The 12925-nt window shown below is 71.7% G+C and carries 12 protein-coding genes; 7 read left to right on the top strand and 5 right to left on the bottom strand.

Annotation, left to right across the window (positions count from 1 at the left end; translation table 11 throughout):
* The first annotated feature begins 496 nt into the window (after positions 1 to 496).
* The gene (locus O0235_RS08105) at positions 497 to 736 is read left to right on the top strand and encodes a hypothetical protein (RefSeq protein WP_506005433.1); all 240 of its coding nucleotides are present in this window, start codon (positions 497 to 499) and stop codon (positions 734 to 736) included.
* Positions 737 to 804: 68 nt separating this feature from the next.
* Here O0235_RS08105 and O0235_RS08100 read toward each other — a convergent pair whose 3' ends face one another.
* Complete coding sequence (locus O0235_RS08100) at positions 805 to 1170, bottom strand: four helix bundle protein (protein WP_270055284.1); 366 nt, start codon at positions 1168 to 1170, stop codon at positions 805 to 807.
* Between the two features lie 48 nt (positions 1171 to 1218).
* Entirely contained in the window at positions 1219 to 2388 is a 1170-nt protein-coding gene (locus O0235_RS08095) for a hypothetical protein (protein WP_270055283.1), read from the bottom strand.
* A 257-nt stretch (positions 2389 to 2645) separates the two neighbouring features.
* Here O0235_RS08095 and O0235_RS08090 point away from each other — a divergent pair, with 257 nt between their 5' ends.
* Both O0235_RS08090 and O0235_RS08085 read left to right on the top strand, forming a co-directional pair.
* Positions 2646 to 3098 carry a PA14 domain-containing protein gene (locus O0235_RS08090; RefSeq protein ID WP_270055282.1) on the top strand — a complete coding sequence of 151 codons (453 nt, stop codon included), beginning with the start codon at positions 2646 to 2648 and terminating at the stop codon, positions 3096 to 3098.
* 67 nt (positions 3099 to 3165) lie between these two features.
* The gene (locus tag O0235_RS08085) at positions 3166 to 3528 is read left to right on the top strand and encodes a four helix bundle protein (protein ID WP_270055281.1); all 363 of its coding nucleotides are present in this window, start codon (positions 3166 to 3168) and stop codon (positions 3526 to 3528) included.
* A 25-nt stretch (positions 3529 to 3553) separates the two neighbouring features.
* Here O0235_RS08085 and O0235_RS08080 read toward each other — a convergent pair whose 3' ends face one another.
* The gene (locus tag O0235_RS08080) at positions 3554 to 4165 is read right to left on the bottom strand and encodes a CDP-alcohol phosphatidyltransferase family protein (protein ID WP_270055280.1); all 612 of its coding nucleotides are present in this window, start codon (positions 4163 to 4165) and stop codon (positions 3554 to 3556) included.
* Positions 4162 to 5088 (bottom strand): phosphocholine cytidylyltransferase family protein, encoded by a 927-nt coding sequence (locus tag O0235_RS08075; RefSeq protein ID WP_270055279.1) that lies wholly within the window; start codon positions 5086 to 5088, stop codon positions 4162 to 4164. The genes O0235_RS08080 and O0235_RS08075 overlap by 4 nt, the downstream gene beginning before the upstream one ends.
* A 213-nt stretch (positions 5089 to 5301) precedes the next feature.
* Here O0235_RS08075 and O0235_RS08070 point away from each other — a divergent pair, with 213 nt between their 5' ends.
* From O0235_RS08070 to O0235_RS08060, 3 genes are all read left to right on the top strand, one after another.
* Positions 5302 to 7758 (top strand): HAD-IC family P-type ATPase, encoded by a 2457-nt coding sequence (locus O0235_RS08070; RefSeq protein WP_270055278.1) that lies wholly within the window; start codon positions 5302 to 5304, stop codon positions 7756 to 7758.
* Between the two features lie 97 nt (positions 7759 to 7855).
* Positions 7856 to 8893: a S1C family serine protease gene (locus O0235_RS08065; RefSeq protein ID WP_270055277.1), complete on the top strand. Its 1038-nt coding sequence runs from the start codon at positions 7856 to 7858 to the stop codon at positions 8891 to 8893.
* Between the two features lie 65 nt (positions 8894 to 8958).
* Positions 8959 to 9726 carry an enoyl-CoA hydratase/isomerase family protein gene (locus O0235_RS08060; protein ID WP_270055276.1) on the top strand — a complete coding sequence of 256 codons (768 nt, stop codon included), beginning with the start codon at positions 8959 to 8961 and terminating at the stop codon, positions 9724 to 9726.
* 4 nt (positions 9727 to 9730) lie between these two features.
* Here the strand turns inward: O0235_RS08060 and O0235_RS08055 are convergent, their stop codons facing one another.
* The gene (locus tag O0235_RS08055; protein ID WP_270055275.1) at positions 9731 to 11764 is read right to left on the bottom strand and encodes a penicillin-binding transpeptidase domain-containing protein; all 2034 of its coding nucleotides are present in this window, start codon (positions 11762 to 11764) and stop codon (positions 9731 to 9733) included.
* On the opposite strand from O0235_RS08055, the gene O0235_RS08050 reads away from it, so the two are divergent.
* Positions 11742 to 12914, top strand: a complete 1173-nt coding sequence (locus O0235_RS08050) for a glycoside hydrolase family 113 protein (RefSeq protein ID WP_270055274.1) — start codon at positions 11742 to 11744, stop codon at positions 12912 to 12914. The two genes, O0235_RS08055 and O0235_RS08050, sit on opposite strands and share 23 nt — an antisense overlap.
* Positions 12915 to 12925 lie beyond the last annotated feature (11 nt).

The raw sequence follows: 12925 nt of genomic DNA, 5'->3' as shown, positions 1-12925 counted from the left end.
GTCGGATTTCGTTGGTGCGGAGCCTGGGTGCCACACGGGAGCGTCACGGCGTTCCCGGCGCCGGGCGCCCGGCTGCGCTCAGCGAAGCCCTCCTTTCGTGCCGAGTGTGGTAGCCCTGCCACCCCGCGGCCCGGCGTGGGGCGCGCGGAGGTTGGAGGAGAAGGAAGGGAAGCGGGAACCGGGACGCGGGAGCGCCGAAGCGGGTGCGGCAGCGGGGACGGCGCGGCCGGCGCGGGGCGCGCCGGGGAGCGGGGCCGTCGCGGTGCTGCGGGCGAAGGGCATGGCGCCTCCCGGGATCGACACGGAGTATCGCCGCGGGGCATGCCCCGGGCGAGGGTAAAGTCTTGCGAAAGGTACTGACCGGTGGCGCAAGGGTCAATCCTTTCGTCGGCGCGCGGGGAAGCGCGGGGTACGGCGAGCCCGCGGGGGTGCTCTCCGTCCGGGAGGTGTAACGCGCGAGGGGGAAGGGGGGTTAACGGGGGAGGGAGGTTGGAGGTTGAGAGGTTGGAGGTTGGAGGTTGGAGGTTGGAGGTTGGAGGTTGAGAGGTTGGAGGTTGAGAGGTTGGAGGTTGAGAGGTTGGAGGTTGAGAGGTTGGAGGTTGAGAGGTTGGAGGTTGAGAGGTTGGAGGTTGAGAGGTTGGAGGTTGAGAGGTTGGAGGTTGAGAGGTTGGAGGTTGAGAGGTTGGAGGTTGAGAGGTTGGAGGTTGGAGGTTGGAGGTTGGAGGTTGGAGGTTGAGAGGTTGGAGGTTGGAGGTTGAGAGGTTGGAGGTTGAGAGGTTGGAGGTTGAGAGGTTGCGTGCGAGTCTAGTCGCCCGCTGAGCGGAGCCGGTCGATGAGCGATGCAAGCATCGCGCTCACTTCCACAGCCCGACCGTGCAAGGCAACGTAGGTCGCATCTTCGATGAGTTGCCGCTCGGCAGCGAGGTACAGCCAGTAATCCAGTTCGAACACCGAACCGCGAGCCTTGGCAGCGAACCCCGCGTAGTCGTTCCGGGTTCGTCGTCCGCGCCCCTCAGCGATGTTCGCTGGCACCGAGGTCGCCGCCCGGCTCAACTGGTCACGGAGGAACGGCACCCTGCGAACCCGCGGCGTCTCCGCGAGGTCCAACACGTCCATCGCCAGCCGGTGCGCCTTCCGCCAGACCTCCAGCTCCCGGTACGGCAGGTCCACCCGCGCATCCTACACCAACCTCCAACCTTCAACCTCCAACCTCCAATCTCAGCCGACGATTTCGAGGCGGGCGGAGCCGCGGGCGGGGATGCCGTCGCAGCGGGGCTGGACGCGGCCGTTTTCGCGGCTGGCGGTATCGAGGGCGGCCCATTCGGGGACGGTGAAGGTCCAGCTGACGCGGCCGCCGGGGCCGGTGGGCGTCGGGCCGCCGCGCGCGAGTTCGTTGAGGGCGACGTCGTAGGCGGTGTAGCTGCAGCGGATGCCGGCGGGGCCGGGGACAGGGGTGCCGCCTTGGCCGGGGGGTTCCTGCACGATGATGGTGACGGTGACCTGCTGGCCGCGGCTGACGCGGATGGGGTCGACGTGGACGAGGAGTTCGAGCACGGGCCCGGGGGTCGGCGTGGGGGTGGGGCCGAAGGGCTGGGCGGGGTCGCAGTCGGCGCTCCCCGCGAGGGCGAAGCTGAGGACGGGGGCGAGTTCGATGCCGCTCGGGGCGCCGTCGGTGCCGGAGGGGCGGGGTTCGCCCCAGGCCGGGATGCCGGCGAGCACGGCGCGGCCGCCGAGGGGGCGCCACTGGCTGGCGGTGGGGACACCGCAGGCCTGGAGGAAGGCGACGCGGGCGGCTTCCATGGCGTCGCGGTCGGCCGGGCTGGCGCCGGCGGCGCATTCGGGGGAAGGGAAGCTGGCGCGCAGGAGGGGGCCGTCGGGACTGGTGGAGATGAGGAGTTCGACGCCGCCGCCGGGGGTGCGGATAGCGGCGCGGAGCCAGGCGTCGAGGGCGACGGCCTGTGTTTCGGTGCCGGGCTGGCGGGGGCTGGCAGAGGCCAGGCCGGCGGGCCGGTCGAGGGCGAGGAGGCCGCCGATGGAGCCGTTCGCGGGGGTGCGGTCGACGGCCGCCGCGGCAGGGTCGCTGAGGGTGCGAACGGGGCCACGGTAGCCGCAGGCGGCGCTGGCGGGGGTGCCGGTCGGCGCGGGGGTGGGGGTGGCGAAGGCGGAGCTGCCGGCGGCCGAATCGGCGGCGAGCGCGGGGAGGAGGAGGCGGTGGGGGAGGGAGGAGGCGGAAGTTTGGAGCTGGGAGTTGGGAGTTGGGAGCTGGGAGTTGGGAGTTTGGAGCTGGGAGTTGGGAGTTGGGAGCTGGGAGTTGGGAGCCTGGGCGGCGGCGATGGTGAGGAGGAGGGCGCCCGCGAGGGCGGGGAGGAGGGCGGCGAGACGTCGCATGGGTGACAGTTTCGCCGGGGAGCGGGGGTTGGGGGAACGGGGGCGGGTAAGGGGCGGGCAAATTTGCGGGGAAATCCCGGGGTTCGGCGTTCCGCGTTCGGGCCGGGGGGAGGACACTGGAGGGGTGCGCGGGATCGGGCTTCGCGAAGTGGTGGCGCTGCTGGCGCTCGCGGTGGTCGGGGTGATTTTCTGGCAGTTCCTCGGACCCGGCGGCGAGCGAGGGGGGCGGCCACGGGGGGGTTCGGCCGAGCCCGACGGTGAGCCGCGGGCTGCCGGCGCCGGAGCCGACGTCGACGCCTGCGCCGACGCCGACGCCGCTGCCGCCGCCGCAGGAGCTGGCGCGGCCGGCGCGCTTCCGGGTGGAGTTTTTCGATGACCGGCCGACGAGCGGGCACGTGAAGGTGGCGGACGGCGCGGTGGACGGCCTGGCGCTCTCGTACGCGGGGGCGCCGTTCGTGGACCTGGTGGACGACCGCTGGAGCCTGGTGGCGAGCGCGCAGGTGGAGCTGCCGGCGGAGGGGCGCTACCGGTTCGTGCTGGCGTACCGGGGGGAGCTTTCGGTGCGGGTGGACGGGGAGGAGGTGGCGCGGGCGGCGGGGCCGTCGGAGGCGGGGCGGCTGGAGGTGGTGTTCGCGCACGGCGGGGGGCCGGCGCAGCTGGAGATCGAGCTGCGGGACCGGGGCGGGGAAGCGGCGGTGAGCTGGGAGTGAGGAGTTGGGAGTTGGGAGTTGGGAGTTTGCGGTAGGAGGGGAGCGTTGGGTGTTCTAGGATTGCGCTGTGTCGGAGCTCCCCTACCGGAGGTTGCTCGCGTGGCAACGCGCCCACGCGCTCGCGCATGAGGTGCTCGACCTCGCCGAATCCGAACCTTTCGCGCGCCGGCCGTGGTTCCGGGACCAGGTCGCCCGCGCCGCGCTCTCAGTGTCGGCGAATATTGCCGAAGGGAGCGGACGCCACTCCCGGCGCGAGTTTGCTTCGCACGTCGCGATAGCCCGGGGATCGCTCTTCGAACTCGACAGCGCGTTGCTCCTGGCACGGGAGCGGGGCTGGCTCGAGCACGAACGGGGTCGCGAGCTGCAGTCGGCGATCCAGGAGCTCAGCGCCATCCTTTCCGGGTTGGGACAGTCGCTCAGAGACTCTTGACTCCCAACTCCCAACTCCCAGCTCCTCACTCCCAACTCGCGAAGCGAAGGTAGATGAGGCGCCAGGCGATGGTGAGGGAGGCGAGGAGGGCGACGAGGGCGAGGGCGAGGTAGCACTGGCCCAGGATGGCGCCGATGGCGAGGAGGAGGCTGCGGACGTCGCGGCTGGCGAGGCCGAAGATGCTGTCGAGGTTGCCGCCGCGGACGGCGCCGGGCAGGTCGGCTTCGATGCGGGCGCGGCTGTAGCTGATGATGAGGGAGGCGCCGAGGGCGAGCATGCCGACGAATTCGGGCCGGGGCCAGTCTTCGAAGCGGACGGCGTAGACCGTCATGCCGGCGATGATGGCGGCGTCGGCGTAGCGGTCGGTGACGGCATCGAAGATGGCGCCGAAGCGGGTGGCGGCGTTCTTGAGGCGGGCGAGTTCGCCGTCGACGCCGTCGATGACGGAGACGGCCTGGATGGCGATGCCGCCGGCGATGTTCCAGCCGGCGGCGAGCATGGCGCCGGCGGCGAGGGCGAGGAGCAGGGTGGCGGCGGTGACCTGGTTGGGGGTGACGGGCGTCGGGCGGAGCGCGCGGGCGGCGGGCCGGCTGAGCCGCCGGTTCAGGTGGCGGGAGACGAGGCCGTCGTAGGTCATTGGCGGGCGGCGAGGAGGGCTTCGGCAGCTTCGAGGTCGGCGCCGGTATCGATGTCGTACCAGTGGGCGCCGCCGATGTCGACGGCGCGGAGGGTTCGCCCGGCGGCGAGCCGGGCGAAGATGGCGGAGAGTTCGCAGCTTTCCGGGGCTGCATCGACGGCGCGCCACGCGGCGGGGTCGAGCAGGAAGGCGCCGGTATCGAGAGCGTCGTACGGTTCGATGCGCTTACCGATGGCGGTGACGAAGCGTTCGGGGTCGAGCGCGAGCCGGGTGGCTTCGTCGCGGTAGTCTTCGGGCCAGCGGGCGGGAGCGTCGGCGGCGACGAGGGAGACGCCGGCGGGCTGCGCTGCCCGGGCTTCGACGAGGCGCCGGAGGATGGGCGCGGAGAGGAGGTGGTCGGCCATGAGGAGGAGGAAGGGGTCGCTGCCGGCCCAGTGGCGGGCGGCGGCGAGGGAGAGGGAAGCGCCTTCGCGGAAGCGGGCGTTATATATGAAGGAAAGGGCGAGGCCGTGCGGGGCGGCGGCGAGGGCTTCGCCGAGCTGGGCGGCGCGGTAGCCGAGGATGACGGCGACGTCGCGGATGCCCGCGGCGGCGAGGGCTTCGAGGGTGTAGGCGATGATGGGACGGCCGGCGAGCTCGACGAGGGGCTTGGGCCGCTCGCGGGTGAGGTGGCCGAGCCGGCCGCCGTCGCCGGCGGCGAGGATGACCGCCTTCACCTGCTGCCCCGCGGTGCGCTGCGCATGGAGATATCGTAGCGGTTCGGCAGCGGCGTCGCGTGTGGGCGCGGGGGGAGTTACGATGAGGGCGCCGGGCGAAACGCGCCGGAGTCCAACGGGAGGGTGGACTGCCATGTGGCAGACGATTGGCTGGCTGACGCTGATCTGCGGCGTCTTCATCGGGATGCTGATCTCGCTGTCCATCATCGGACTCAAGGCCTGAGGCTGCCGGGCCGCACGGCAGCGGGCCCGTCGCAGGAATGAGGAAGGCGGCCAGCCGGAGGGAAAGGCTGGCCGCCTTTTCGTGCGCATCCCGCAGGGGGAGCTGCTCAGCGCCTGAGTAGTGTGCGCGGGGTGACGTTAGCCGATGGTTAACCGGGCGATCTTTCATTCCGGCCGCGTTTGCGTCAGGCTAGACGCGTGACGCAGGCGGCACAGGCTCCGCTCCCCGGGCTGCAGGAGGCGGCGCAGCTGCGCGGGCTCAGCTCCGCGGAGGCGATGGCGCGGGCTGCCGCCGGGCTGACGAACCGGGACGGGGGCCGCATCCGGAGCGACGCGGACGTCATCCGCGCGAACGTCCTCACCTTCTTCAACGTCATCCTCGGCTCGCTCATCATCGCGCTGCTGGCGATTGGGGAGTTCAAAGACGGCATCTTCGTCGGCCTCGTGGTCATCGCGAACGTGCTGGTGGCGACGCTGCAGGAGCTGAAGGCGACGCGGACCTTGCGGGAGCTGCGGGCGCTGACGGCGCCGCACGTGACGGTGGTGCGCGACGGGCAGGAGCTGGACATCGCGGCCGAGGACGTGGTGCAGGGCGACCTCATCCACCTGAAGAAGGGCGATCAGGTGGTGGCGGACGGCCGGGTGGTGGCGCGCGAGGCGGAGGTGGACGAATCGCTGCTGACGGGCGAGTCGGACTCGGTGAAGCGCGGCCCGGGCGATGAGCTGCGGAGCGGGAGCTTCTGCACGGCGGGCGACTGCTACTACCTCGCGGAGAAGGTGGGGCAGGAGGCCTACGCCATGCGGCTGACGGCCGACGCGCGGCAGCTGGTGAAGCGGCTGACGCCGCTGCAGATCCGCTTCAAGCGGATCCTGCGGGTGCTGCTGACGGCGACGGGCGTGCTGGCCGCGGCGCTGATGATCCAGTACCTGATGACGGGCCGCGAGCTGGCGGATGCCCTGAAGGCGACGACGGCGACAGTGACGACGGTGGTGCCGACGGGGCTCCTGCTCGGGATGACGGTGGCGTTCGCGGTCGGCGCGGTGCGCGTGTCGCGGTCCGGCGCCATCGTGCAGGACATCAATGCGGTGGAAGCGCTGAACTACACGGACGTCATCTGCCTCGACAAGACGGGGACGATCACGGCGAACCGGATGTCGCTGCGGGAGGTGCGGTGGCTGCCGGGCGCGGAGGGGTATGCCGGCTGGCTGGGGGCGTTCGCAGCGGCGAGCCGGGAGGAGAGCAAGACGGCGGAGGCGCTCGCGGAAGCGCTCGGGAACACGACGAACCTCGCGCGGCCGACGGGCTCGGTGCCGTTCAATTCGGAGCGGCGGTGGAGCGCGGTGCGGCTGGAGAAAGACGGCGAGGTGCGGGTGTTCGTCCTCGGGGCGCCGGAGACGGTGCTGCCGCGGTGCGCGAACGGCGCCGAGCTGGAGCCTGCCTACCGGGAGGCGGCGGAGCAGGGGCTCCGCGGGGTGGTCTTCGCCGAGGCGGAGCAGCTGCCGGGGCCGGGGACGGACCCGGGGCCGCTGCGCGCGCTGGCGCTGCTGACGCTCGGCGATGAGCTGCGGCCGGAGGTGCGGAACGCCTTCGCGATGATGGAGCAGCTGGGCATCGAGCCGAAGATCATCTCCGGCGACAACCCGGAGACGGTGCGGGCGCTGCTTGCGCAGCTCGGCATCCGGCTGAAGGGCGGGGTCGTCGCCGGGCCGGAGCTGGAGCCGCTGCAGGGGGAGGCGTTCCAGCGGGCCGTGGAGGAGCACAGCGTCTTCGGGCGCGTGACCCCGGCGCTGAAGGCGCGCATCGTGGAAGCGCTGAAGGAGAACGGGCACTTCGTGGCGATGGTGGGCGACGGCGCGAACGACGTGCAGGCGCTGCGCACGGCCGATGTGGCGGTGTCGATGGCGAGCGGGACCTCGATGACGCGGGCCGTGGCGGGCATCGTGCTCCTGAACGATTCGTTCCTCGCGCTCATCCGGGGGGCGAAGGAGGCGACGGCGGTCCTCGGGAACGCAGCCCGGCTGAGCAAGCTGTTCATCGCGAAGAGCCTGTACGCCTACCTGATCATCGTGGCCACGAACATGCTGGGGCTCGATTTCCCGTTCCTGCCGCGGCACGGTTCGCTGACGGCGCTGCTGACGCTGGGCATCCCGGCGGTCTTCATTTCGATCAGCGTGCCGCCGCCGGATGCGGGGCGCGATTTCACGCGGAACGTGCTCCGCTGGGCGCTGCCGGCTTCGGTGGCGCTGGCGGTGGCGGCGATTCTCGTCCACCTGCTGACCGAAGGGGTGCTGCGGCGGGACATCGCGGAGGCGCGGACGCTGGTCTCGCTGACGATGGGCATCACGGGGCTGTTCTTCATGGTGGAGGTGCTCGGGTTCCAGGGCGCCTCGTGGCGGAGCCTGACGCGGCCGGTGCTGACGAGCTTCCTCGGGCTGCTGCTGGTGGCCGGCTTCCTCGTGACGATCTACACGCCGCGGCTGCGGCAGTTCTTCGATTTCACCGAGGTCCACACGGGCGACTGGGTGATCGTGCTGACGGCGGTGGCGGGGGCGCTGCTCGGGCAGTACCTGCTGAGCCGGTACTGGCAGCAGTTCCTCGATTTCCTGACGGCGGCGCCGGGGAAGCAGGACCGGCTGCGCGGCCGGGCGGTCTGACGGAGGTGAAGGCGGGACTCGCTGCGATGGCGGCTATCGCGGCGCGGCAGCGGGTGGCGTAGACTTCCCCGAATTACCTCAACGGGGGATTGAGCACATGCGCGGACGCCTGCTCGTTGCCCTGCTGGCGGCGGCCGCGCTCGCGACGGCGGCCTGCGGCGGCGGGGACAGCAACGAAGATCCGACACCGACATCGGCAGCCACCTCGGCGGCGACGCCCGCGGTCATCGCGACGCTGACACCCCAGCAAATCGTCGAGAAGCTTTCGACGTCTGTGGTCCGCATCCGGGCCACCTACCCCGAGGGGGTGGGCGGCGGCTCGGGTGTCGTCTGGGAGGACGGCCGGCACATCCTGACGAACGCGCACGTGGTGCTCGGCGCGGGGGCCATCAAGGTGGTCGACCCGAAGGACGGGCGCGAACTGAGCGCGAAGGTGGTGGCGCTGAGCCCCTGCGACGACGTGGCGCTGCTCGAAGTGGACCGGGGGAACTTCACCCCGGCGCCGATCGGGGACAGCGACAAGGTGGAACCGGGCGAGGAGGTGGTGGCACTCGGCTACCCCGGCACGTTCACCGACCAGGGTTCGACCAAGCTGACCGTGACGCGCGGCATCGTGAGCAAGGTGCACGACACGTTCGACGGGCTGAACGACCTCATCCAGACGGACGCGGCGATCAACCCGGGCAACAGCGGCGGGCCGCTGGTGAACAACCGGGGCGAGGTGATCGGCATCAACACGCTCGGATTCCGCGGCAAGCAGGCGCAGAACTACGCCATTGCGGTAAACGAAGCGAAGTTCGTCGCCGACAAGCTGAAAGCCGGGAAGAACCTGAACTACATCGGCGTGCGGCTCGAGCAGAACTACCGGGGACTGGCGCAGGAGCTGGGCATCCAGCTGGCCTATATCGACGGGCTCGTCATCACCGGCGTCGACGCCGGCAGCCCGGCCGACCAGGCGGGGCTCGGCTATTCGGACCTCGTCTACTACGTCGATAACGTGTGGGTCGAGACGGTCGGCGAGTTCTGCGATGTGCTGCGGTCGCGGAAGCCGGGCGATACGGTGCGGGTCGACATCACGCGAACGTACCGGGACGGGACGTACGAGGACCTGTACGCGAACGTGACGCTGAAGTAGCGGCGCGCGGGCGGGGCCCGGCGGGGGTAGACTCCGGCGCGGATTCCTGCGCGGGAGGTGCTGCGATGCCGGGCACGGTGCTCTACGAACGGGACGGCCGGGTGGCAATCATCACGTACAACCGGCCGGAGGCGCTGAACGCCATCAATGCGGAGCTGCGCGCGGACCTCGATGCGGCGTGGGCGCGGTTCCGGGACGATGAGGAGGCGTGGGTCGCCATCGTGACCGGCGCGGGCCGGGCGTTCAGCGCGGGGGCGGACCTGCGCGGGAGCGCGCCGCCGCGGGGAGCGACCCACTGGGAGACGCCGAGCCTGACTTCGCTGGAGAACGGGCTGGAGGTGTGGAAGCCCGTCATCGCGGCGGTGAACGGCTACTGCCTCGGCTTCGCCTGCACGCTGGTGGCCGCGTGCGACTTCGTCATCGCGAGCGAGCGGGCGGAGTTCGGCTTCCCGGAGGTGCGGCTCGGGGTGCCGACCATCCAGGGGGCGGTGCGGATGCCGCAGCGCGTCGGCTGGCAGCATGCGATGGAGCTCCTGCTCATCGGCGAGCGGGTGGATGCGCAGCGGGCGAAGGAGATGGGACTCGTGTGGAAGGTGGTGCCGCACGAGCGGCTGATGGACGAGGCGCGGGCGCTGGCCGACCGGCTGCTGAAGTCGGCGCCGCTGGCAGTGCGGGCAACCAAGGAGGTTGCCTGGCGCGGCCAGCAGATGCCGTGGGTGGAGGCGATCCGGTTCGGCGAGACGATGCGGCGGGTGGCGCAGGCGACGGAGGACGCGCGGGAGGGGATGGCTGCGGCGCGCGAGCGGCGGGAGCCGCAGTGGCGGGGCCGCTGACTCCTCAGCGGACGGCGGCGAGCAGGATGTCGCGCGCGATGGGGCCGGCCTCGATGGATCCGGATTTGCCGTCATCGAGGACGACGGCGGCGATGGCGCGCGGCTGGCGGGCGGGCGTCATGGCGACGAAGAGGGCGTGGGATTGCTGGTTCGCGTCCTCCGCGGTGCCGGATTTGCCGGCGAAGTTCGTGTAGCCGGCGAGCGCGAAGGCGGCGGAGGCCGTGCCGGAGGGGCCGGTGACGAGTTCGAGGCCGCGCTGGAGGTGGGCGTGCTGCTCGGGCGTGAGGGGCAGCGTGCCGCGCACGATGGCCTCGGCCCCGGCGAGGAGCCGTGGCGTGCGCAGCTGGCCGGTGACGAAGGTGCTGTAGGCGTTGGCGAGCTGGAGCGGGGTGACCTGGAGGTCGCCCTGGCCGATGCTGAGGTTCACTTCGTCGCCGGGATACCAGGGCTGGCCCGTTGCGCGGCGCTTCCAGGCGGCATCGGGCACGAGGCCGGCTTCTTCGACCACGCCAACGGTGCCAGTCGGCGCGCCGAGGCCGAACTGGCGGGCCATCCCGGCGAGGGCGTCATCGAAGTTTTCGTAGAGGCGGAGGCCGATTTCGTAGAAGACCGGGTTGCAGGAGCGCATGAGCGCCTCGGCGATGGTGAGCATGCCCTGCGCGCCCTCCCAGTTGCGGCGGGGCGGGTCGACGCCGTACCAGGCGGCGCCGCATTCGAGCCGGTCGGTCGGCGTGAGGCCGAGGTAGACCATGCCGGCCGCCCCGGTGATGAGCTTGAAGGTGGAGCCCGGGGCGTAGAGGCCGGACGCCGCGCGGTTGGCGAGCGGTGCGCCGGGGGCGGCGGTGATGGCGGCGAGGGCGGCGGCATCGCCGCGTTCGAAGGCGTCCGGGTCGAACGAGGGGGAGCTGACGAGGGCGAGGATGTCGTTCGTGGCGGGGTCGATGACGACGGCGGCGCCGGCGCGGCCGCCGAGCCGCTCGTAGGCGCGCTGGAGGGTCGGCGCGTCGAGGGTGGTGCGGATATCCTCGCCCTGGCGGAAGGGGCGGGAGATGAGCACCTCGGCGACGGCGCCGTCGGGGGCGATGAGGCGGAGTTCGGCGCCGATGGCGCCGGCGAGGCGGTCATCGAGGAGGGCTTCGAGGCCGACCGCGCCGGTGCGGTCGCCGGGGCGGTAGCCCTGGCCTTTGCGGGCGGCGAGCTCCTCGGCGGTGTATTCGCGGGTGTAGCCGACGACGTGGGCGGCGGCCGGGCCGAGGGGGTGGACGCGCTGGGATTCGACGTAGATGACGATGCCCTGGAAGGGGCGGAGGAGCTGGTTGGCGAGTTCGACTTTGTCCTCCGGGATGGGGCCGACGCGGACGCGGTGGTTGAGGGGCGCGGGGGAGGCGAAGGCGGCATCGACCTGCTCGCGGGTGAAGCCGAACTGGAGGAGGGCGGCTTCGAGGGCGGCCCGGTCGGTGATGACGCTGCGGTTGAGGCCGACGTGGCGGATATCGCGGGTGACGGCGAGTTCGATGCCGTTGCGGTCGTAGATGGTGCCGCGGACCGGGCGCTGGATGATGGAGTTGAAGGTGTAGCCGCCGGCCATGCGGGGATGGATGGCGGAGGGGTCCCAGGCGGCTAGGTAACGGGCCGGTGCAGGGACGAGCTCGAGGTCGGTGGAGTATTCGAGGGTGCCGAAATAGGCTGTATCGAGGCGCACGTCGAGGCGGGCGCTGGCGCCGTCGACAGCGGCGACGCGGACGGCGGTGCCGGTGACGGTGAGCTGCTCTTCGAAGGTGCGGTAGGCATCGGCGAAGGCTTCGAAGGCGTAGGCGCGCTGGGAAGCCGGGGAGAGGAGCAGGTAGAGAGCCTGGTAATCGCCGGCGCTCCAGGCGGCGGCGAACTCGGCGGCGGCAGCGGCGGGCGAGCCGGGCTCGGGTTCGGCGGCAGCCTCGCCGGGGCCGCCGCGGGATGCGAGGAGGCGCGCGCCGGCGACGGCGCCGCCAGCGAGGAGGCCGATGATGATGGCTGCGATGAAGGCTGCGCGCACGGGCATGCGCCGCTCCTCGTGGTTCCCCGCCGGGTGGATTGTAGCAGCGGCGGCCGTCGCAGCTGCCCTGGTCTTGACCGGCTGCGGCGGCAGCGGCGGGAACGGCAGCGGGGAGACCGCGCCGGCGGGGCCGGGGCCGGCAGTGGAGCGGCCGGAGCCGGCGGGCGAGCCGCGCTCGCTGCTGCTGGGCTTCAGCTCGCTGCCGCCGGAGCTGACGAGCGCGGCGTACATCCAGGCGTTCGCGACGGCGGCGCAGTACGCGGACCTCATCCTCATCCAGCGGACGCCGCCGTGGGCCGATTTCCTGCCCGGCGGGAATATCTCGCAGGAGACGGCCGAGACGACGCGGCTGGAGACGGCGCTCCTGAAGCAGTATGGCAACCTGAAGCTGTACTTCGCGATCGACCCGACGGACGGGGCGGTGCAGCGAAGCCGGCTGGCGAACCTGCCGCCCTCGGTGGACGTGCAGGCGGGCTTCACGGACCCGGGCGTGCGCGCGGCGTTCGTGGCCTACGCGGCGTATGTGGCGAAGAACTACCGGCCGGCCTACATGGCGCTCGGGGTGGAAGTGAACATGATCTACGAGCGCGCGCCAGAGCAGTTCGAGGCCTTCGTCTCGCTCTACCAGGAGGCGTACGCGGTGGTGAAGGGGAACAGCCCGGAGACGAAGGTGTTCCCGACCTGGCAGCTGGAGGACCTGGAGGGGACGTTCGGGCAGGTGCACCCGCCGCGGTGGGAGCTGCTGGAGCGGTTCCGGGGGAAGATGGACGCGCTGGCGATCAGCACCTACCCGTTCCTCGGCGAGGTGCGGAGCGTGGCCGACATCCGGGAGGATTATTACCGGCAGCTGCGGAACCGGTGGGACGGCGAGATCCTCATCGCGGAGACGGGCTACCCCTCGGCGCCGGTGGAGGGGCGCGAAGCGGTGGGCACGGAGGCGGAACAGCGGGCCTACCTGCAGCGGCTGCTGACGGAGGCGGAGCAGCTCGGGTTCACGGGGGTGGTGTGGTTCGCGCCGCTGGACCCGGCGTTCGCGACGACGGGGCCGGCGGTGGCCTTCCGGGATATCGGCCTGCGCCGGGCGGACGGCTCGAACAAGCAGGCGTGGCCGCTCTGGGAGGAGTGGGCGCGTCGGCCGCTGGCCGCGGGGAAGTAGGCGCGGGGCCG

This window comes from Tepidiforma flava (assembly GCF_027594505.1).
GTDB classification, from domain to species: domain Bacteria; phylum Chloroflexota; class Dehalococcoidia; order Tepidiformales; family Tepidiformaceae; genus Tepidiforma; species Tepidiforma flava.
Note: the sequence above shows the minus strand (reverse complement) of the source record. Positions and strands in the feature narration are given on the sequence as shown.